Raw genomic sequence first — 24,019 nt, 5'->3', positions numbered from 1 at the left:
ATCAGCGGTCAGCCGAGCCGCGGCCTAGTTCGTTGTCGATGAAGGCCAGCACCTCGTCGGTGCTCGCCGCGTGGATCCGCTCCGCCACCGGGGCCGCCTCTTCGGCCTTGCCGGCGCCGCCGACCTGCGCGAGCAGGTTCCGCAGCCGCGCGGCCACCCCGGCCCTGGCCAGTTCGTCCGCGTCGCTGGCGGACAACGCGCTCTCCAGCCGGTCCAGTTCGGCGAGCAGCGACGGACCTTCGTCCGGCGCGGTGCCGAGCAGTTCGGCGACCAGGAATTCGGCGAGCGCGGTGGGTGTCGGGTAGTCGAAGACCAGCGTGGCGGGCAGTACCGCGCCGGTCGCCGCGGCGAGGCTGTTGCGCAGCTCCACCGCGGTCAGCGAGTCGAAGCCGAGCTGGCGGAACTCGCGGTCCGGTTCGATGGCGTCGGCCGACGCGTGCCCGAGCACCACCGCCGCGTGCGTGCGCACCAGGTCCATCACGAACCGGACGCGCTCGTTCTCCCGCATCCCGCTCAGGCGCTGGACCAGCCCGGCACCACCGGCCCGGCCACCGGCGGTCCGGCGGCCGGTGCGCACCAGGCCACGCAGGATCGGCGCGATCGGCGCGTCCGACCTGGCGTTGCCGGTCCGCACCCGCAGCGGCACCAGCACGGCGTCGTCGCGGGCGGTCGCCGCGTCGAACAGGGCCAGGCCCTGCGCCAGCGACAGCGGCGGGGTGATCGACCGTTCCATGCGCTCGACCGCGCCCGCGTCCAGGCCGCTGGTCATGCCGCCGTCCTGCGTCCACGGCCCCCACGCCAGCGAGGTGGCCGGCAGGCCGAGCGACCGGCGGTGGCGGGCCAGCGAGTCGAGGAACACGTTGGCGGCGGCGTAGTTGCCCTGGCCCGCGCTGCCGAGCACCCCGGAAACCGAGGAGTACAGCACAAAAGCGGCCAGCCCGAGGTCCTTGGTGGCCTCGTGCAGGTGCCAGGCGCCGTCCACCTTCGGCCGCATGACCGTGTCCAGCCGTTCCGGGTTGAGCGAGCCGACCACACCGTCGTCGAGCACACCGGCGGTGTGCACCACCGCGGTCAGCTCACCGGGAATGGCGGCGAGCAGTTCGTCCACCGCGGCCCGGTCGGCCACGTCGCAGGCGACCACGTCCACGTTCGCGCCGTGCGCGGTCAGCTCGGCCCGCAGTTCGAGCGCGCCGGGCGCGTCCGGGCCACGCCGCGAGGTGAGCACCAGGTGCTTCACGCCGCGGGTGCCGACCAGGTGCCGGGCCAGTTCCGCGCCGAGGCCGCCGGTGCCACCGGTGACCAGCACGGTGCCCTCGGGATCCCACTCGGGTGCCGGAGCACCTTCCGCGGCCCGCGCCAGCCTGCCGACCTTCGGCACGCCGTTGCGCACGACCACCTGCGACTCCCCGGAGGCCAGCAATGCGGGCAGCATGGGCAGCAGGTCCAGCGAGTGGTCCTCGCCGTCCACGTCCACCAGCAGGAAGCTGCCGGGGTTCTCCGACTGCGCGGTCCGGACCAGGCCCCAGCTCGGCGCGGCGGTCAGGTCACCACCACCGCGGGTCACGAAGAGCACACGGGACCGCGCGAACCGGCTGTCCGCCAGGTAGTCCTGGATGACGCCGAGCACCCGCCCGGTGGTTTCGCGGACCAGCTGCGGCACGTCACCTTCGGCACCACCGGTCACCGGCACGAGCACCAGGTCGGGCACGCCGTCCGACTCCGCGATGGTGTCCACAAGGGACTGCGCGGAGGCGGAGACGTCGAACCCGGCGGACTTGACCGCCGCGCCGACGCCGAGTTCGTCGGCACCGAGCACGGCCCAGCGGCTGCCTTCGGGCACCGGCCCCAGTTCGGCGGGCACCGGCACCCAGTCCACCGTCAGCAGCGCTTCCTGCCGGGTGCTTTCGGTGCTTGCCTCGGTGGTGACCAGCGTGCGCATGACCAGCGATTCGAGCGAGAACACCGGGGCGCCCTCACCGTCGGCCGCGGCCAGCGAGACCGAATCGCGGCCGGTCCGCTTGACCTTGACCCGCAGCACCGTGGCGCCCGACGCGTGCAGCGACAGCCCGGCCCACACCGCGGGTGACAACCCCGCGTCCAGACCGTCCACATCGGCCAGATCGACCGCCTGCACGGCGGTGGCCAGCAGGGCCGGGTGCAGCCCGAAGTAGGCCGCATCCGCCAGGTCCTCCGGCAGTTCGACTTCGGCGTACACCTCGTCGCCGGACAGCCACGCGGCGTGCAGGCCGCGGAAGGTCTCGCCGAACTCCGAGTCGGCGTACCAGTCGTCGAGCGCCACCGGTTCGGCACCGGCGGGCGGCCATTCGGCGGGGAACTCGGCGACCCGCTCGCCACTGCTCAGCACCCCGGTGGCGTGCGTGGTCCAGGTGTCGAGCGAGGTGCTGGGCCGCGAGTAGATCTCGATCGCCCGGTTGCCGTGCTCGTCGGCGGCCCTGACCCAGACCTGCAACGCGACCGCGTCGCGTTCGCCCAGCACCAGCGGCGTGGTCACGGTCAGCTCCTCGACCCGGTCGCAGCCGACCTGGTCGGCGGCGCGGATGGCAACCTCGGCGAACCCGGTTTCGGGGAAGGTGGCCGCCCCGTTCACCACGTGCTCGGAGATCCACGGCAGCGCCGCCGGCGCGATCCGGCTGGTGAACACCACCCCGTCGGACCCGGCCACCGGCATCGCCGCGCCGAGCAGCGGGTGCTCGGCGGCGACCAGCCCGATGTCCCCGACGTCACCGCGTCGTGCCCCGGCGGTGGTCGGCCAGTAGTCCTCGTGCTGGAAGGCGTACGAAGGCAGGTCGACCCGGCGCGCACCGGTGCCGGCGAACACCGGCCGCCAGTCCACGCCGACCCCGTTGACGTGCAGTTTCGCCAGCGCGCTCAGCGCGGCCACTTCCTCCGGCCGGTCCTTGCGGCACACCGGCACCAGCACCGCGCCGGGCGCGGATTCGGCGGCCATCGCGCTGAGCACCCCGTCCGGGCCCAGTTCCAGGAAGGCCGTGACGCCGGCTTCGGTCATCGCGCGGATGCCGTCGGCGAACCGCACGGTGTCCCGCACGTGCCGCACCCAGTACTCCGGCTCGGTGACGTCCCCACTGGTCACCACCGGCAGCCGCGGCTCGGCGAAGGTCAGCCCCGCCACCACGGCACGGAAGTCGTCCAGCATCGGGTTCATCAGAGGTGAGTGGAACGCATGGCTGACCGGCAAACGCCTAGACTTGGCGAACCTCGCGGCCACCGCCTCGGTGGCGGCCTCCTCCCCGGCGATCACCAGCGAACGCGGCCCGTTGATCGCCGCGATGGAGACACCTTCGGGGAGCGTGAGTTCGTCCTCGCTCGCCTGGATGGCGATCATCGCCCCGCCAGTCGGCAAGGCCTGCATCAGGCTGGCGCGGGCGTTGACCAGCTTGCACGCGTCTTCCAGCGAGAACACCCCGGCCACGTGGGCCGCGGCGACCTCACCGATGGAGTGCCCGGCGAGGTGGTCCGGCTTGAGGCCCCACGACTCGGCCAGCCGGTACAGCGCCACTTCGAGCGCGAACAACGCGGGCTGGGCGAAACCGGTCTGGTTCAGTGCCTCCTGCTCAGCACCCCACATCACGTCGCGCACCCGCGGGTCGAGCCCGGCGAGCACCGCGTCGAGTGCGTCGGCGAAGACCTCGAACCGGTCGTACAGCTCCCGGCCCATGCCGATGCGCTGGGAACCCTGGCCGGAGAACAACACCCCCAGCGAACGCCCGGTGGCCGAGCCACGGGCCACCTCGGTCAAACCGTCCTCAGTGGACAGAAGCACGGCACGGTGGTCGAGGTTCGCCCGCCCGGTCACCAGCGAGTAGCCGGTGTCCAGCGGAGCGGAGTCCAGCGCGCGGATGCGGTCGAGCTGCGCGTCCAGCGCGGCCCGGGTGCGGGCGGACACCGGCAGCGGCACCACCGACGGCTCGACCCGCGCGGGTTCGATCACCGGCGCCTGCGGTGGTGCCTGCTCCAGGATCACGTGGGCGTTCGTGCCGCTGATGCCGAAGGACGACACCCCGGCGCGGTACGGCCGATCGACCTCCGGCCATTCACGCGGCGCGGTCAGCAGGGACACCGCCCCCGACGTCCAGTCCACATGGGACGAAGGACGGGTGACGTGCATGGTGCGCGGCAGCACACCGTGGCGCATGGCCAGCACCATCTTGATCACCCCGGCGACACCGGCCGCCGCCTGGGTGTGGCCCAGGTTGGACTTCACCGAGCCGAGCCACAGCGGTTCGTCCCGGTTGCGGCCGTAGGTCGCCAGCAGCGCCTGCGCCTCGATCGGGTCACCCAGCGCGGTCCCGGTGCCGTGTGCTTCCACTGCGTCCACATCGGACGGACGCAGCCCGGCACTGCTCAGCGCCGCCCGGATCACGCGCTGCTGCGACGGTCCGTTCGGCGCGGTCAGCCCGTTCGAGGCACCGTCCTGGTTGATCGCGCTACCGCGGACCACGGCGAGGATCTGGTGCCCGTTGCGCTGCGCGTCGGACAACCGCTCCAGCACCAGCACACCCACGCCCTCGGACCAGCCCGTGCCGTCCGCGCCGTCGGCGAAGGCCTTCGACCGGCCGTCCTGCGCGAGCCCGCCCTGACGGTCGAAGCCGCCGAAGCTGGACGGCGTGGTCATCACCGTGACCCCGCTCGCCAACGCCAGCGAACACTCTCCACTTCGGAGCGCCTGCGCCGCGAAGTGCAGTGCCACCAGCGAAGACGAGCACGCGGTGTCCACGGTGACCGCCGGGCCCTCGAATCCGAAGGTGTAGGACAGGCGGCCGGAGATCACGCTGGCCGAGGTTCCGGTCCCGGCGTGGCCCTCCATGTCGTCCTGCGACCGCATCACCAGGTGCTGGTAGTCCTGCCCGTTCGTGCCGACGTACACGCCGGTTTTGCTGCCACGCAAGGAAGTCGGGTCGATGCCCGCGCGTTCGATGGCCTCCCAGGTGCTCTCCAGCAGGAGCCGCTGCTGCGGGTCCATCGCCACGGCTTCGCGCGGGGAGATCCCGAAGAACGCGGCGTCGAACCCGGCCACGCCGGGCAGGAAGCCACCACGGCCGGTGGCGCCGCTGGCCGGGCCGTCGCCGGTGAGCCAGTCGGTCTCCCAGCCGCGGTCGGCCGGGAACTCACTGATCGCGTCCCCGCCTTCCACCAGCAGCTGCCACAGGTCGTCGGGGGTGTGCACGCCACCGGGGAACTTGCAGCTCAGGCCCACGATGACCACCGGCTCATCGAGCACGTCGGCCACGTCGGCCGGCTCATCGAGCATCGTGCCCTCGCCGAGCAGTTCGGCAAGCAGGTATTCGGCGAGCGCCTGCGGCGTCGGGTAGTCGAAGACCAGGCTCGCGGGCAGCGTCAGCCCGGTCAGCGCGGAGATCTGGTTGCGCAGCTCAACCGCGGTGAGCGAGTCGAAGCCGAGGTCGCGGAACGCCTTGTCGACGCTGACCGCTTCCTTGCCCGCGTGCCCGAGCACCTCAGCGGCCCGCGTGCGCACCAGGTCCAGCACCGGCTCGACCCGCTGCTCCCCGCTCAGGCCGCGGATGGCGCGCTGCAGCTCGGACGCGGCGGAGGCGGCCTCGCGGCGCTCGTTCTCCACCTCGTCCAGCACCCGCCGCGCCTCAGGCAGCTCGGCCAGCAGCGGGCTCGGCCGCATGCTCAGCAGGCCGTGCAGCAGCTGCGGTTGCCGCAGGTCCGCGACCACCGTGGTGGCCGCACCACCGGCGGCGAGCTGCCACAACGCGGTGATCGCCAGCTCCGGGTCGAGCGTGGCGGCACCGGCCCTGGCCTGCTCGGCCATGCCGCCACCGGCCCAGGCGCCCCAGGCGATCGAGGTCGCGGGCAGGCCGCGGTCGCGGCGCTGCTGGGCGAGCGCGTCGAGCACCGCGTTGGCCGCGGCGTAGTTGCCCTGGCCGGGGTTGCCGACCGCGCCCGCGACCGAGGAGAACAGCACAAACGCGGCGAGGTCCCGTTCGCGGGTCAGCTCATCGAGCACCACGGCCGAGTCCACCTTGGCCGTGAACACCGCCTCGAACCGGTCCGGGGTCAGGCTCTCCAACACCCCGTCATCGAGCACACCGGCCGTGTGCACCACCGCGGTCAGGTCCGGGATGCCGTCGAGCACGGCGGCCACGGCGTCGCGGTCGGCCACGTCGCAGGCGGTGATGGTGACCTCGGCGCCGAGCCCGGTCAGCTCGTCCCGCAGTTCGGCGGCGCCCGGCGCCTCCGGCCCGCGACGGCTGAGGAGCACCAGCCGGTCCACCCCGCGACCAGCCAGGTCCCGCGCCACGCGGGCACCCAGCGCACCGGTACCGCCGGTGATCAGCGCGGTGCCGGTCGGCTGCCAGATCGCACGGTCGCCGGACGCGGGCACCAGCCGCCTGCCGAACACCCCGTGCGGGCGGACGGCCACCTGGTCCTCGGCACCGGTGAACACCGCGGGCAGGCGGCGCAGCACGCGGTCGTCCAGCTTCTCCGGCAGATCGATCAGACCACCCCAGCGCTGCGGCTGCTCCAGCGCGGCGACCCGGCCGAGCCCCCAGACGGCGGCTTGCGCGGGGTCGAGCACCGGGTCGGTGCGGCCGATCGACACGGCACCACGGGTGACCGCCCAGACCGGCGCGAGCACCCCGGCGTCACCGAGGGCCTGGAACAGGGTGGCGGCTTCGATGGCCCCGCCGAGCGAGAGCACACGGTCGGCGGTGACGCCGGACAGCTGCTCGGCCAGCGACGCGCGGTCGGTGATCTCAACGCGGGTGACTTCGGCGCCGAGCGAGCCAAGCAGCGCACCGATCCAAACTTCGTCGGCCTCGGCGGGCACCGCGACCAGCCAGCTGCCACCCGGGCCGGCCTCACCCGGTTCGAGCTGCTGCCATTCCTCGCCGAACAGCCAGGAATCCACAGTGGACTGCGCGTGCCTGCGCACGCGCCAAGCCGACAGCGCGGGCACCACGGCCGACACGGTGTCGCTGTCCAGTTCCAGCGTCTCGGCGAGGGTTTCCAGGTCTTCGCGTTCCACCGCGGCCCAGAACGCCTGGTCCACCGGGTCCTGACCGGCGCCGAACCGGCTGCCGAAGCCACCGCCCTCGACCCAGTAGTTCTCGTGCTGGAAGGCGTAGGTGGGCAGGTCGACCTGCTGTGCGCCGGTGCCCTCGAAGTAGGCGGCCCAGTCGATCCGCACACCGGTCACGTGCAGCCGGGCCAGCGCGGTGAGCAGCGCGGTCTCTTCCGGGCGGTCCTTGCGCAGCGCGGGAGCGGCGATCCCGGTGACCTCGGCGGCCATCGCCGACAGCGTGCTGTCGGGACCCAGTTCCAGGTAGGCCGCGTCCGGGGTGAGGTGGTCGGCGAAGCGGACGGTGTCGCGGACGTGCCGCACCCAGTACTCCGGCGAGGTCACCTCACCAGGCAGCGGAATGCTCGGCTCGTTGAAGGTCAGCCCTTCGATGGCCGCGCGGAAGTCTTCCAGCATCGGGTCCATCAGCGGCGAATGGAACGCGTGGCTGACCTTCAGGCGCGAAGTCTTCTCGAAGCCCTCCGCGATGGTCAGCACCGCGGCTTCCTCACCGGCGATGACCACCGACGACGGCCCGTTCACCGCCGCGATCGAGACGCCCTCGGTGAGCAGCGGGGATACGTCGTCCTCGGTGGCCTTGATCGCCACCATCGCGCCACCGGTCGGCAGAGCCTGCATCAGGCGAGCGCGAGCGCTGATCAGCGTGCACGCGTCCTCGAGGCTGAGCACCCCGGCGACGTGCGCGGCGGCGATCTCCCCGATCGAATGCCCGGCAAGCCGATCCGGCTTGACACCCCAGGACTCGACCAGCCGGTACAACGCCACTTCCAGGGCGAACAACGCGGGTTGCGCGTTCCCCGTCTGGTTCAGCGCGTCAGCGTCCTCGCCCCACATGACCTCGCGGACGTCCAGGTGCGCGAAGACCTCGTCCAAAGCGGACTTGAACACCGGGAACCGGTCGTACAGCTCCCGGCCCATGCCGAGCCGCTGCGAGCCCTGCCCGGCGAACAGGAAGGTCAGCTCACGCTTGCCCGCGGTCCCCCGCGCCGCCTCGACCATGCCGTCCTTTGTGGACAGCAGTACCGCGCGGTGCTCGAAGCGCGAACGCCCGGTCGCCAGCGAGTAGCCGACATCGACCGGCGAGCGGTCGGCAGCCGAGTCACGCAGGCTGGCCAGCTGGGCATCCAATGCAGCCTCGGTTTTGGCGGAGACCACCCACGGCACCACGGCCGGGGTGAACGTCGGCTCCGGTCGCGCGGGAGAGGCGTCCTCTGGTGCCTGCTCCAGGATGATGTGCGCGTTCGTGCCGCTGATGCCGAACGACGAGATGCCACCGCGCAGCGGCCGGCCGGTCTCCGGCCATTCACGCGGAGCGGTCAGCAGCGAGACCTTCCCGGCGTTCCAGTCCACATGCGACGAAGGCTGCTCGACGTGCAGCGTGCGCGGCAGCACCCGGTGCCGCAACGACAGCACCATCTTGATCACCCCGGCGACCCCCGCCGCGGCCTGCGTGTGCCCCAGGTTCGACTTGATCGAGCCGAGCCACAGCGGTTCCTCGCGGTTGCGGCCGTAGGTCGCCAGCAGCGCCTGCGCCTCGATCGGGTCACCCAGCGCGGTCCCGGTGCCGTGTGCCTCCACCGCGTCCACGTCCGAAGTGGACAGACCAGCGGAAGCCAGTGCCTGGCGGATCACGCGCTGCTGCGAAGGACCGTTCGGTGCGGTCAGCCCGTTCGAAGCACCATCCTGGTTGATCGCGCTGCCCCGGACCACGGCGAGGATCTGGTGCCCATTGCGCCGCGCGTCCGACAGCCGCTCCAGCACCAGCACACCGACGCCCTCGGACCAGCCCGTGCCATCGGCGGAGTCGGCGAACGCCTTGCACCGCCCGTCCCGCGCGAGCCCGCCCTGCCGCGAGAACTCCATGAACATGCCCGGCGTGGCCATCACCGTCACCCCACCGGCCAGCGCCAGCGAGCACTCTCCACTTCGGAGCGCCTGCGCCGCGAAGTGCAGTGCCACCAACGAAGACGAGCACGCCGTGTCCACCGTGACCGCCGGGCCCTCCAGGCCGAAGGTGTAGGACAACCGGCCGGAGATCACGCTCGCCGAAGTACCCGTTCCGGCGTGGCCCTCCATGCTTTCCTGCGCGCCCATGACCAGCTGCGAGTAGTCCTGGCCGCTCGTGCCGACGTACACGCCGGTCCGGCTGCCACGCAGGGAAACCGGGTCGATGCCCGCGCGTTCGATGGCCTCCCACGAGGTTTCCAGCAGCAGCCGCTGCTGCGGGTCCATCGCCACCGCCTCGCGCGGGGAGATCCCGAAGAAGCCCGGGTCGAAGCCCGCGACCCCGGGCAGGAAGCCGCCCTGTCCGGTGACGCTGCTGCCGGGCCCGCCGCCGGCGAGCCAGTCCAGGTCCCAGCCGCGGTCGTCCGGGAAGCCGCTGATCGCGTCCCGCCCGTCCACCAGCAGGTCCCACAGGTCCTCCGGCGAGTCGACCCCACCGGGGAAGCGGCAGCTCAGGCCGACGATCACCACTGGCTCGTCGGCCACCTTCGCCACCGACGGCAGGTCCTCCACCGGCTCGTCGTCACCGAACAGCTCGGTGTGCAGGAAGTCCGCCAGCGCCAGCGGCGTCGGGTAGTCGAAGACGAGCGTGGCGGGCAGGCTCATGCCGGTCGCCTGGCCGAGCCGGTTGCGCAGCTCGACCGCGGTCAGCGAGTCGAAGCCCAGCTGGCGGAAGTCGCGTTCGGTGTCCACCGCGGTGGTCGAGTCGTGGCCGAGCACGGCCGCCGCCTCGGTGCGCACCAGATCGACGAGCGCGGTCAGCCGGTCCTCGCGGTTCAAGCCCTCCAGCTTCCGCAGCGCGCCGCTGCCCCGGCCGCCGGTCGCGGCCCGGCGGCGCCCGGTGCTCAGCAGGCCACGCAGCATCGGCGGCACGGCCATCGGCGCCGCACCCGCGTTGGTCACGATGCTGGCGGGCACCACCAGCGGTTCGTCCACCGTGATCGCCGCGTCGAACAGCGACAGCCCGAGCTCCACGGACAGCGCCGGGGTACCGGCGCGGGCCATCCGCTCCAGCGCGGCCGCGTCCATGTCGCTCGCCATCCCGGCACCGGCCCAGGCACCCCAGGCCAGCGAGGACGCGGGCAGCCCGGCGGCCCGCCGCTGCGTGGCGAGCGCGTCGAGATAGCTGTTCGCGGCGGCGTAGTTGCCCTGCCCGGCCGCACCCATCACGCCGGAAATCGAGGAGTAGAGCACAAAATCGGCAAGGTCGAGGTCACGGGTGAGCTCGTGCAGGTGCCACGCGGCGTCCACCTTCGGCCGCAGCACCTTGCTGATCCGGTCCGGGGTGAGCGAGCCGACCACACCGTCATCGAGCACACCGGCGGTGTGCACCACGGCGGTCAGCGGGTGCTCGGCGGGCACGCCCGCGAGCAGCGCGGCGACCGATTCGCGGTCACTCGCGTCGCAGGCCACCACCTCGACGTCGGCGCCATGGGCGATCAGCTCGGCCTGCAGTTCGACCGCGCCCGGCGCCTCCGGGCCACGGCGGCTGGTCAGCAGCAGGTGCCGGACCCCGCGGGTGCCGACCAGGTGCCGGGCCAGCTCGGCGCCGAGGCCGCCGGTGCCACCGGTGATCAGCACCGTGCCCTCCGGGTCCCACTGCGCGGGCACAGTCAGCACGATCTTGCCGATGTGCTGGGCCCGGCTCATGAACCGGAACGCGTCCTTCGCGCGGCGCACGTCCCAGGTCCGCACGGGCAGCGGCTCGATCGCGCCGCTCGCGAACAGCTCCTTCAGCTCGTCGTGCATCTGCTGGATGCGGTCCAATTCCACCCAGCCCAGGTCGAAGGCCTGGTAGGTGATGCCGGGCAGGCTCGCCGGGTCGCGGATGTCGGTCTTGCCCATTTCGAGGAACCGGCCGCCCTCGCCGAGCAACCGCAGCGACGCGTCGATCAGCTCACCGGTCAGCGCGTTGAGCACCACGTCCACCTGGCCGAACTTCGCTTCGAAGTCGGCGTTGCGCGAGGACGCGATGTGGTCGTCGTCAAGGCCGAGGCCACGCAGGGTGTCCCACTTGCCCTCGCTGGCGGTGGCGAACACCTCCGCGCCGAGATGCTGGGCGAGCTGCACCGCGGCCATGCCGACCCCACCGGCACCGGCGTGCACCAGCACCTTCTCGCCCGGCTGGACGTTCCCGAGGTCGGTCAGCGCGTGGTAGGCGGTGAGGAAGACCAGCGGGTAGGAGGCACCGGTCTCGAACGACCAGTCCTCGGGCAGCTTGGTCAGGAAGCGCTCGTCGACCACACCCTCCGGGCCGAACCCGCCGAACAGCATGCCCATCACCCGGTCGCCCGGCCGCAGGTCCACCACGTCCGGACCGGTCTGGACCACCACACCGGCGGCTTCGGCGCCGAACACGCCCGCCTCGCCGGGATACATACCCAGCGCGTTGAGCACGTCGCGGAAGTTCAGCCCGGCCGCGCGGATCGCCACGCGCACCTGGCGCTCGGTCAGCGGTTCCAGCAGATCGGGGCAGGGCGCCAGGATCAGCTCGTCCAGGCTGCCCTTGTTCGCGGTGGCCAGCCGCCACGGCGTGCCCTCCGGCGGCACCAGCGCGGGGCTGGCGGAAAGCCGCGCCAGCCTGCCGAGGTGGGCCGTGCCCGCCCGCAGCGCGACCTGCGTCTCGCCGAGTTCCAGCAGTTCGGTGAGGTTGGTCAGCACGGCCGCGGATTCGGCCGTCTCGTCAAGATCGGCCAGCAGGAACCGGCCGGGGTTCTCCGCCTGCGCCGAGCGCACCAGGCCCCAGACCGCGGCGGCGGCGAGGTCGCGCACGGCTTCGTCACCGACGGCGGTCGCCCCGCGGGTGACCAGCACCAGCGGCTTCCCCGACTCGTCGGCCAGGGTGTCGCGGAGCAGTTCCTGCGCGCGGGCGGTCAGTTCGTGCACGGCTTCGGTACCTTCGGCACCCGCGAACTGGACCAGGATCGCGTCGGCTTCTTCGGCCGTGGCGGTCGGGGTGAGGCCGAAGAGGTCGTCGCCGTGGAGCGCCCACTTCGCGGCGGGCCGGTCGGCGGCGAGTTCGGCGGGCGACCAGTCCACCACAAAAAGCGAGTCGCTGATCCGGCCCTGCTGCTTCGGGGCGTCATCGACCGAGGAAGCCCGCAGCGAAAGGGATTCCACCGAAAGCACCGGCGCGCCTTCGACGTCGACCGCGGTCACCGACATCGAGTCGCCGCTGCCGCGGGCGAGCCGGACACGCAGCACGGAGGCGCCCACCGCGTGCAGGGACGCGCCGTGCCAGGCGAACGGCAGGCCGCGGCTTTCCTCGTCCAGGAACACGATCGCGTGCAGTGCCGCGTCCAGCAGCGCCGGGTGCAGCCCGAACGCGGCCGCGTCCTCGACCTGCTCCGGCAGCTCGACCTCGGCGTAGACCTCGGATTCGGCGCGCCAGACCGCCTTGAGGCCCTGGAACACCGGGCCGTAGCTCAGGCCGCTTTCCGCGGCGAGCCGGTCGTAGTGGCCGTCCAGCTCGACGGGCTCGGCCCCGGCGGGTGGCCACTCGCTGATGCCCTCCGGCACGGTTTCGCTGGTGCTCAGCGTGCCGCCGGCGTGGTGGGTCCATTCGCGACCGGTGCCGTCGGCGGGCTGCGCGTACACACCGACCTCGCGGCGGCCGTGGTCGTCGGGCTCGCCGACGCGGACCTGCACCGCGACCCCGGAGCGGTCGTCGAAGGCCAGCGGCACCATCAGCGCCAGCCCCTCGACGCGGTCGCAGCCGACCAGGTCGCCCGCGCGGATGACCAGGTCGAGGAAGCCGGTGCCGGGGAAGACCACCCGGCCGCCGACCCGGTGGTCGGCCAGCCACGGGTGGGTGGTCAGGGAGAGTCGCCCGGTCAGCACGATCTCGTCCGAACCGGCGACCGCCATCGCCGCGGTCAGCAGCGGGTGCTTGGTGGAGAACAGGCCGAGCCCGGACACGTCACCGGCCCGCGCCCCGGTGGCCATCGACGGCCAGCACTTTTCGTGCTGGAAGGCGTAGGTCGGCAGGTCGATCCGGCGGGCGCCGGGGAACAGGCTGGTCCAGTCCACCGGGACGCCGTTGACGTGCAGCTTCGCCAGCGCGGTCAGCGCGGTGGGCTCCTCGGGCCGGTCCTTGCGCAGCACCGGCACCACCACCGCGTCCGGCGCGGTTTCCGCGACCATCGCGGACAGCACGCCGTCGGGGCCCAGTTCCAGGAACACCCCGGCGCGCTCGCTGACCAAAGTGGACACGTTGTCGGCGAAGCGCACGGCGTCGCGGACGTGCCGCACCCAGTACTCCGGCGAGGTCACGTCGCCCGTGGTGACCACCGGGAGCTGGGGCTCGTGGAAGGTGAGTTCCCCGATGGCCGCGCGGAAGTCGTCCAGCATCGGGTCCATCAGCGGCGAGTGGAACGCGTGGGACACCCGGAGCCGGGAGGTCTTCTCGAAGCCTTCGGCGATGGCCAGCACCTCGGCCTCGTCACCCGCGACGACCACCGACGACGGCCCGTTGACCGCCGCGATGGACACGCCCTCGGTGAGCAGCGGGGACACCTGGTCCTCCGTGGCGCGAATCGCCACCATCGCGCCACCGGCCGGGAGCGCCTGCATCAGCCGGGCACGGGCGCCGACCAGCCGGCACGCGTCCTCCAGGCTGAGCACCCCGGCGACGTGCGCGGCCGCGATCTCACCGATCGAATGGCCCGCCAGGAATCGCGGCTTCACACCCCACGACTCGACGAGCCGGTAGAGCGCCACCTCGATGGCGAACAGGGCGGGCTGCGTGGCGCCGGTCTCGTTCAGCGCGTCGGCGTCCTCCCCCCACATCACCTCGCGAAGCCCCTCCACCGATGTCACGAATGTGGCTTTCGAGACATCTGGCGTCTCGAAAGCCACATTCGTGACACTCGCCAAGCCAGCCAGCACCTCATCCAGCGCCGCCGCGAAGACCGGGAACCGGGCGTACAGCTCCCGGCCCATGCCCAGCCGCTGCGAACCCTGGCCGGAGAACAACACGGCGAGCGGACGGTCCACCGCGGTTCCCCGCGCGACCTCCACCACACCATCCTTTGTGGACAGCAGTACCGCGCGGTGCTCGAACTCCGTGCGCGTTGTCACCAGCGAATACGCCGTGTCCAGCGCGGAGTGCGAGCCGAGGAACGAGCGGATGCGCTCCAGCTGGCCATCGACCGCTTCCGGGGTCTTCGCCGACACCGGCACCGGCACGATCTCCGGCTCGTCCCGCTCGGCCGGTTCGGCCTCGGCCACCGGCGTGTGCTCGAAGATCACGTGCGCGTTGGTGCCGCTCAGGCTGAACGAGGACACCCCGGCCCGTCGGGCGCGATCGACCTCCGGCCACGGCGTGGCCTCGGTGACCAGTTCCACCGCACCGGCCGACCAGTCCACATGGGACGTCGGCTCGGCCACGTGCAGTGTCTTGGGCACCACCCCGTGCCGCAGCGCCAGCACCGTCTTGATCACCCCGGCCACACCGGCCGCGGCCTGCGTGTGGCCCAGGTTCGACTTCACCGAACCGAGCAGCAACGGCCGTTCGCGGTCCTGGCCGTAGGTGGCCAGCAGGGCCTGCGCCTCGATCGGGTCACCCAGCTTGGTCCCGGTGCCGTGTGCCTCCACAACGTCCACATCGGACGCGGCGAGCCCGGCACCGGCCAGCGCGGCGCGGATCACCCGGCGCTGCGACGGCCCGTTCGGCGCGGTCAGCCCGTTCGACGCGCCGTCCTGGTTGACCGCGCTGCCGCGCAGCGTGGCGAGCACCTGGTGCCCGTTGCGGCGGGCGTCGGACAGCCGCTCCATCACCAGCACCCCGACGCCCTCGGACCAGCTGGTCCCGCTGGCGTCGTCGGAGAAGGCGCGGCACCGGCCGTCCGGTGCGAGCCCGCCCTGCGCGGTGAACCCGGCGAAGCTCATCGGGGTGCTCATCACCGCGACGCCGCCGACCAGCGCCAGCGAGCTTTCCCCGGTGCGCAGCGACTGCGCGGCCAGGTGCAGCGCGGTCAGCGACGACGAGCACGCGGTGTCGATGGTCAGCGACGGGCCGACAAAGCCGAAGCTGTAGGAGACGCGGCCGGAAATGACGGCCGCGGCCAGGCCGGTGCTGGCGTGGCCTTCGAGATCTTCGTTGGCCCGCAGCACCACGTTGGTGTAGTCCTGCCCGCCGGTGCCCATGAACACGCCGGTCGGCGTGCCGCGCAGGGCCGCGGCGTCGATCCCGGCGCGCTCGATGGCCTCCCACGAGACCTCCAGCACCAGGCGCTGCTGCGGGTCCATCGCCTTGGCCTCGCGGGGCGAGATGCCGAAGAAGCCGGTGTCGAACCCGGCCATGTCGGCCAGGAAGCCGCCCTTCGCGCCTTCGGTGCCGCCGGTCGGGTCGGACTCCCAGCCGCGGTCCGGCGGGAAGTCGGTGATCGCGTCACCGCCGTCGAGCAGGAACTGCCAGAGGTCCTCCGGCGAGTCGATGCCACCGGGGAACCGGCAGCTCATCCCGACGATCACCACCGGGTCGTCGGCGGTGCCCGCGGCCTGCGGCGCGATCTCGGTCAGCTCCTCCGCGGCGCCCAGCAGTTCGTCAAGCAGGTACTCGGCCAGCACCCGCGGGGTCGGGTAGTCGAAGACCAGCGTCGCGGGCAGGGTCATGCCGGTCGCCGAGCCGAGGCGGTTGCGCAGTTCGACGGCGGTCAGCGAGTCGAAGCCCAGCTGCCGGAACTCACGATCGACCCCGATCGCGTCCGGTGAGCTGTGCCCGAGCACGGCGGCCGCCTCGGTGCGCATCATCTCCACGAGGTGCCGGATGCGCTCGTCCTCCGGCATGCCGAGCAGCTGCTGCGCCAGGCCCTCACCACCGCTGGTGCCGCTGGCCGCGGTGCGGCGGCCGGCACGCATCAGGCCACGCAGCAACGCGGGCACGTGCCCCTGCGCCGATCCGGCCTGCCCCGCGCCGCCGTTGAGCGCCACCAGCAACGGCTCGTCGCAGCCGATCGCCGTGTCGAACAACGCCAGGCCCTGCTCGACCGACAGCGGATTGGTCGATTCGCTCATCCGCCGCAGGTCGGTGTCGCTGACCGTGGCGGTCATGCCGATTTCCGGCGTCCACGCGCCCCAGGCCACCGAAGTCGCCGCGAGCCCTTCACTGCGGCGGCGGTGGGCCAGCGCGTCGAGCCACACGTTCGCGGCCGAGTAGTTCGCTTGCCCGGCGCTGCCCATCACGCCGGAAACCGAGGAATAGAGCACAAACCCGGCCAGGTCGCGGTCGCGGGTGAGTTCGTGCAGGTGCCAGGCGGCGTCCACCTTCGGCCGCAGCACGGTGTCGAGCCGCTCGGGGGCCATCGAGCCGACGATGCCGTCATCGAGCACACCGGCGGTGTGCACCACGGCGGTCAGGTTCGGAATGGTGGCGAGCAGTGCTTCCAGTGCGTCACGATCGGCGACGTCGCAGGCGGCGACGGTCACGTTCGCGCCCGCTTCGGTCAGCTCGTCCCGGAGTTCCACCGCGCCCGGCGCGTTCTCGCCGCTGCGGCTGACCAGCACCAGGTTCCGCATGCCGCGCGCGGTGACCAGGTGACGCGCGAGCACCCCGCCGAGGCCACCGGTGCCGCCGGTGATCAGGACCGTGCCGTCGGGGTCCCAGCCGGGCGGCACGGTGAGCACGATCTTGCCGATGTGCTGGGCGCGGCTCATGAACCGGAACGCGTCCCGCGAGCGGCGCACGTCCCAGCTGACGATCGGCAGCGGCCGGATCGCGCCCGCCGCGAACAGCTCCTTCAGCTCGGCCAGCATGGCGCCGATCCGGTCCGGGTCCACCCAGCCGAGGTCGAAGGCCTGGTAGCGGATCTCGGGCAGGCTCTCCGGGGCACGGAGGTCGGTCTTGCCCATTTCGAGGAAGCGCCCGCCGGGCACGAGCAGGCGCAGCGACGCGTCGATGAACTCGCCGGCCAGCGCGTTGAGCACCACGTCGACCTGCGGGAACTTCGCTTCGAAGTCAAGCGAGCGCGAGGACGCGATGTGGTCGTCATCGAGGCCGAGCCCGCGCAGGGTGTCCCACTTGCCCTCGCTCGCGGTGGCAAACACCTCCGCGCCGAAGTGCTGGGCGAGCTGGACCGCGGCCATGCCGACCCCACCGGCACCCGCGTGCACCAGCACCTTCTCCCCCGGCCGCAGCGCGGCCAGGTCCACCAGCGCGTAGTAGGCGGTGAGGAACACCAGCGGGATCGAGGCGCCGGTTTCGAACGAGTAGTCGTCCGGCAGCTTGGTCAGCAGGCGCTCATCCACCACGCCCAGCGGGCCCATGCCGCCAAAGAGCATGCCCATCACGCGATCGCCCGGCGCCAGCCCGGTCACTTCGGGCCCGGTTTCGACCACCACACCGGCGGCCTCGGACCCGAACAGGCCCGCGTCACCGGGGTACATGCCCAGCGCGTTCAGCACGTCGCGGAAGTTCAGCCCGGCCGCGCGGACGGCCACCCGGACCTGACGGCCTTCCACCGGGTCCAGCAGCTGCGGGGCGGGCGCGAGGGTGAGGCCGTCGAGGCTGCCCTTGCGGCCGCTGTCCAGCCGCCACGGCACGCCGACCGGCGGCACCAGCGCGGTACCGGCGGCCAGCCGCGCGAGCCGTCCGACGCGCAGTTCACCCTCACGCGCGGCGATCTGCGTTTCGCCATTGGCACGCAGGGCGGGCAGGCCGCCGAGCACGTCGGTGTCCGCCTGGTCGAGGTCGAGCAGCAGCAGGCGGCCCGGGTTCTCCGACTGGGCGGTGCGCACCAGGCCCCACACCGCGGCGGCGGGCAGGTCGTGCACGTTCTCGTCACCGGCGGCGACCGCGCCACGGGTGACCACCACCAGGCACGAGTCGCCGAACCGCTGGTCCGCCAACCAGTCCTGCACGGTGCCGAGCACCCGCGCGGTCAGCTCGTGCACGTCCGCCGGGCTTTCGCCGTCGCTGCCGACCGGCCAGAGCACCATGTCCGGCACGCCGCCGGCCAGCTCGGCCAATTCGTCGAGTGAGTCCACACGGGACCCACCGGTCGCGGCGACCGCCGCCCCCAGCGCGGCTTCCCCGGTGCCGAGCACCGCCCAACGCGTGTCCTCAGTGGACTTCGCGCCGGGCTGGGTGACCCAGTCGAGCCGGAACAGCGAGTCCTGCTCGCTCTGCGCGCGGGCGGTCGATTCCGCGGTCGCCGAGCGCAGGGCCAGCGACTCCACCGACAGCACCGGTTCGCCCTGGACGTCGACCGCGGTCACCGAGATCGCGTCGTCGGCCGTGGCGGCCAGGCGGACCCGCAGCGTCGAAGCCCCGGAGGCGTGCAGCGAAACCCCGCTCCACGAGAACGGCAGCAGGCCGCTGTCCTCGCGGTCGGGGTGCACAAAAAGGCTGGCGTGCAAGGCCGAATCGAGCAGCGCCGGGTGCACCCCGAACTCACCGGCGTCCTCGACACCGTCCGGCAGCGCGACTTCGGCGAAGATTTCGCCCTCTCCCTGCCAGGCGGCCCGCACGCCCTGGAACACCGGACCGTAGGTGAGCCCGGTTTCCGCGAACCGCTCGTAGAACCCGTCCAGATCAAGCGCTTCCGCCCCGGCGGGCGGCCATTCGGCGGCGGCGAACGGCGCGACGGCGGCACCGTCGCCGAGCGAGCCGCTGGCGTGCTGCACCCACGATTCGGCGTTGCCCTGCTGCGAGTGCACGCTGACCGGGCGGCGCCCGGACGCGTCCGGCGCACCGACCCACACCTGCACGGTCACCGAGGACTTCTCGGCGAGCACCAGCGGCACCACCAGGGTCAGCTCGTGCACCCGGTCGCAGCCGACCTGATCGGCGGCACGCAGGGCGAGTTCGAGGAAACCGGTGCCGGGGAACAGGACCGCGCCCCCGACCGCGTGGTCGGCCAGCCACGGATGGCTTTCCAGCGACAGCCTGCCGGTCATCACCAGCTCACCGGACCCGGCCACCGTGGTGGCCGCGCCGAGCAGCGGGTGGTCCGCGGAATCCAGGCCCAGCCCCGAAATGTCACCCGAGCGCACCGACACCGACGGCCAGTACTTCTCGTGCTGGAAGGCGTAGGTCGGCAGCGGGACCCGGCGGGCGCCGGTGCCGTCGAGCACCGCCGCCCAGTCCACCGCCACCCCGCTGACGTGCAGCTTGCCCAGCGCGCCGAGGATCGCGGCTTCCTCACCGCGGTCCTTGCGCAGCGCCGGGGCAACCGGCAGGTCGGCGCTCTGCTGCGCCAGCCCGGACAACGCGCCGTCCGGGCCCAGTTCGAGCAGCACCCCGGCCCCGGCGCCGGCCAGCGCCCGCACGCCGTCGGCGAACCGGACCGCCTCGCGGACGTGCCGCACCCAGTAGTCCGCGGAGCGCAGTTCGTTCGCGGTGGCCAGTTCGCCGGTCAGGTTGGAGACCACCGGGATCGACGGCTCGGCGTAGGCGATGCCCTCGGCGAACCGGCGGAACTCGTCCAGCATCGGGTCCATCAGCGGCGAGTGGAAGGCGTGCGACACCTTCAGCCGCGTGGTCTTCTCGAAGCCCTCCGCGATGGCCAGCACCGCGGCTTCCTCACCGGCGATCACCACGGAACCGGGTGCGTTGATCGCGGCGATCGACACGCCTTCGGTCAGGGTGATCTCGTCCTCGGTGGCCTTGATCGCCACCATCGCCCCGCCCGGGGGCAGCGCCTGCATCAGGCGCGCCCGCGCGGCGACCAGCCCGGCGGCGTCCTCCAGCGAGAACACCCCGGCGACGTGGGCGGCGGCGATCTCGCCGATGGAGTGCCCGGCCACGAAGTCCGGGGCTAGGCCCCAGGATTCGGCCAGCCGGAACAACGCCACCTCGATGGCGAAGAGCGCGGGCTGCGTCCAGCCGGTCTGGTTCAGCAGTTCAGCGTCGTCGCCCCAGACCACGTCCCGCAGCGAGCCATCCAGGTGCCGGTCGAGTTCGGCCACCACCTCGTCGAAGGCATCCGCGAAAACCGGGAAACGGCCGTACAGCTCGCGGCCCATGCCGATCCGCTGCGCACCCTGACCGGAGAACAACACCCCCAGCTTGGCGCGGCCGTTGACCTCACCGGTCACCACACCCGCCGCGGTCCCGTTCTCCACCCACGCGGACAGCGACTCGCACAGTTCCTCGCGGCTGCCGCCGACCACGGCGAGCCGGTGCTCGAAGCTGGTCCGGGTGGTGGCCAGCGAAAGCGCCAGGTCCACCGGGCGCTCGTTGTCCACAAAGGACAGCATCGAGCGCACCTGGGCACGCAGGGCCGCCGGGGTCCGCCCGGACAGCACCCACGGCACCACCGCGGGTTCAGGCACGTCCGGCACCGCCTCGACCGCCATCGGCGGAGCCTGCTCGATGATGGCGTGCGCGTTGGTGCCGCTGACCCCGAACGACGAAACCGCCGCCCGGTGGGCCCGGCCGGTCTCCGGCCACGGCGTGGCCTCGGTGAGCAGCCGGACCGCACCGGTGGTCCAGTCCACGTGGGTGGACGGTTTGGCCACGTGCAGGGTCTTCGGCACCAGGTCGTGCCGCATGGCCATGACCATCTTGATCACCCCGGCGACCCCCGCCGCCGCCTGCGTGTGCCCGAGGTTCGACTTGATCGAGCCCAGCAGCAGCGGGTGCTCGCGGTCCTGGCCGTAGGTGGCCAGCAGGCTGCGTGCCTCGATCGGGTCGCCCAGCGGGGTCCCCGTGCCGTGTGCCTCCACCACGTCCACATCGGACGGTGCCAGCCCGCAGCGGTCCAGCGCCTGCCGGATCACCCGCTGCTGCGCCCGGCCGTTGGGCGCGGTGAAGCCGTTGGACTCGCCGTCGGAGTTGACCGCCGAACCGCGCACCACGGCGAGCACCTCGTGCCCGTTGCGCTGCGCGTCCGACAGCCGCTCCAGGAGCAGCAGGCCGACGCCCTCGGACCAGCCGGTGCCGTCGGCGTCGTCGGAGAACGCCTTGCACCGGCCGTCGCGCGCGAGCCCGCCCTGGCGGCTGAACTCCACCAGCGAACCGGGCGTTGCCATGATGTTCACGCCACCGGCCAGCGCCAGCGAGCATTCGCCGGTGCGCAGCGCGTGCGCGGCCAGGTGCAGCGCGACCAGCGAAGACGAGCACGCGGTGTCCACCGTGACGGTCGGGCCTTCCAGCCCCAGTTCGTAGGAAACCCGCCCGGAGATGGCGCTGGCGGCGATGCCGGTGCCGATGTCGCCGGTGGCGTCGGCCACCGAGCGGACCATCAGGTGCGAGTAGTCCTGCCCGTTGGTGCCGACAAAAACACCGGTCCGGCTGCCGCGCAGCTTCGACGGGTCGATGCCGGCGCGTTCGATCGCCTCCCAGGTGGTCTCCAGCAGGAGCCGCTGCTGCGGATCCATGGTGACCGCCTCGCGTGGCGAGATGCCGAAGAAGCCGGGGTCGAAGTCGGCCACGCCGGGCAGGAACCCGCCCTGCAGGCTCATGCTGGTACCGCGGTCGTCGGTCTCGGCGGACTGCAGCGACTCGGTGTCCCAGCCACGCCCCGCCGGGAAGCCGGAGATGGCGTCACCCCCCGAGGCGACCAGCTCCCACAACGCCTCCGGTGAATCGACACCACCGGGGAAGCGGCAGCTCATCGCCACGATCGCGATCGGCTCCGAAGCGGCGGCCACCAGCTCGCGGTTCTGCCGGCGCAGCCGCTCGGCGTCCTTCATCGCGACCCGGAGCGCTTCGACAACCTTCTCGTTGGGCGCGTTCATGCTCTGACTCACTTCCAGGAAAGGTCGGACTGGTCGTCATGGCCGCTGTCATGGCTGTCCTGGCCGCTGAGCGCGGCCTGCACCAGGTCGTCCACGGTCATCGTGTCGATGGAGGCGCTTTCGCCGTTTTCCGACGGCTCGTCGCCGGGCCGGGCCAGCCGCAGCAGCTGGTCGAGCACCCCGTGCTCACGCAGCTTCGCCAGCGGCACCGAGGCGAGCAGCTCGCGGACCTCGGCCTCTTCGCTGTCCGCCGCGGCGCCATCGGGCACCAGCTGTTCGAGCAGGTGCTCGGCCAGTGCCTTCGGGTTCGGGTGGTCGAACACCAGCGTGGAGGCCAGGCTCAGCCCGGTCGCGGCGTTGAGCTGATTGCGCAGCTCCACCACCGCGAGCGAGTCGAAGCCGAGGTCGCGGAACGGGCGGTCCTCGCGCACCGCGTCGAGATCGGCCTGCCCGAGCACCTCGGCGGCCCGCGTCCGCACCAGCTCCAGCACCACCTCGTAGCGGCGAGCCGGGGCCAGCTTGAGCACCTGCTCGGCGAGTGCCGGTTCGGCGGGCGCGGCCTCCACCTGCTCCCGCGCGGGCGCCAGCTCACGCATCAGCGGGCTGGGCCGGAAACCGGAACCGAACCGGCTCTGGTCGACCGCGGCCACCACCGCGGTCGGCTCGCTCTCCGCGGCCAGCTGCCGCAGCACCTGGCAGGCCAGCGCGGGATCCATCATCGCCACCCCGGCCCGGCGCGCGGTGTCCATGGCCTGGTCGCTGCCCGCCATGCCGCCGCCACCCCAGGCACCCCAGGCGATCGAGGTCGCCGCGTGCCCGCCGGCCCGGCGGCGCTCGGCGAGCGCGTCGAGCACCGCGTTCGCCGCGGCGTAGTTGGCCTGACCGGGATTGCCGATGGCCGAAGACGCCGAGGAGAACAACACGAACGCGCCGAGATCGATGTCCCTGGTCAGCTCGTCCAGCAGGAGCGCGGAATCCACCTTGGTGCGGAACACCTCCTGGAACCGGTCGGGCGTGAGCCGGTCGAGCACCCCGTCGTCGAGCACACCCGCCGCGTGCACCACACCGGTCAGGTCCGGGATCGTGCCGAGCAGGTTCTCCATCGCCTCCCGGTCGGTGACGTCACACGCGGCCACGGTCACCGCCGCGCCGAGCCCGGCCAGCTCGGTCCGCAGTTCCTCGGCACCAGGTGCGTCCGGACCGCGGCGGCTGACCAGCACGAGGTGCCGCGTCCCGGCCTCGGCGAGGGTGCGGGCCACGTGCCCGCCCAGCGCGCCGGTGCCGCCGGTGATCAGCACCGTGCCCTCCGGCGTCCACTCCCGCGCCGGAACCGGTGCCGGGGCGGGCAGCAGCCGCCGCCCGAAGATGCCGCTGGTCCGCACGGCCACCTGGTCCTCACCGTCCAGTCCGGAAAGGACGGACGTGATGCCCCGGACCACCCGGTCGTCGAGCGGCGCGGGCACGTCGAGCAGCCCGCCCCAGCGCTCCGGGTACTCCATCGCGGCCACCCGGCCGAGACCCCAGACACCCGCCTGCTCCGGGTGCGCCGGCGCCTCCGAGCGACCCACCGAGATGGCCCCGCTGGTCAGGCACCACAGCGGCGCGGTGATGCCCGCGTCACCGAGCGCCTGGACCAGGGTCGCGGTCAGCAGCACCCCGGCCGGTGCCCCGCCGCCGGCCGAATCGGCCAGCGCCAGCAGGGAAACCACCCCGGTGAACCGCGTACCACCGTGTGCCTTGAGCGCTTCGGCGAGCTGCTCGCGGTCGGGTGCACCGACCTCGACCGGGACGAACTCGCCGTCGATCGCGTCGAGCAGTTCCCCGCGCCCGGCCGGGACCACCGCGAGCCAGGTGCCGTCGAGCCGATCGGTCTTCTTCCCGCCCAGCGGCTTCCAGGCGATGCGGTGCCGCCAGCTGTCCACAACGGACTGGTCCTCGCGCTGGCGCCGCCAGTCGAGCAGCGCCGGGAGCACCTTGGACAGCGACTCGGTGTCCACGTCGAGCACCGACTGCAGCGAAGCGAAGTCCTGCTTCGCCACCGCGTCCCAAAGCCCCTGGTCGGACACACCATCGGTCTCCGCCTTGGGTGCGGCGGGCACCGCGTCCGGCCAGTACCGCTGCCGCTGGAAGGCGTAGGTCGGCAGGTCCACCCTGCTCGCGCCGACACCGTCGAAGAACTCGCGCCAGCCGATCCGGACACCGCGGGTGTGCACCCTGGCGAGCGCGGAGACCAGGCTGTTCTCC

2 protein-coding genes (1 of these 2 only partly in view) are annotated in these 24,019 nt (G+C 72.5%); both read right to left on the bottom strand.

The features are described from left to right. Window position 1 precedes the first annotated feature (1 nt). Window positions 2-21,775, bottom strand: a complete 21,774-nt coding sequence (locus A4R43_RS44320) for a type I polyketide synthase (RefSeq protein ID WP_113696677.1) — start codon at window positions 21,773-21,775, stop codon at window positions 2-4. An 8-nt stretch (window positions 21,776-21,783) separates the two neighbouring features. After that, window positions 21,784-24,019 carry the end of a type I polyketide synthase gene (locus A4R43_RS38975; RefSeq protein WP_113696676.1) on the bottom strand. It continues 25,259 nt past the right edge of the window, so 2,236 of the gene's 27,495 nt are visible here — the last part of the coding sequence; its start codon lies beyond the right edge, outside the window; the stop codon is at window positions 21,784-21,786.

This window comes from Amycolatopsis albispora, assembly GCF_003312875.1.
In the GTDB taxonomy this organism is placed as follows: domain Bacteria; phylum Actinomycetota; class Actinomycetes; order Mycobacteriales; family Pseudonocardiaceae; genus Amycolatopsis; species Amycolatopsis albispora.
This window is presented reverse-complemented; position numbering and strand designations above follow the sequence as displayed.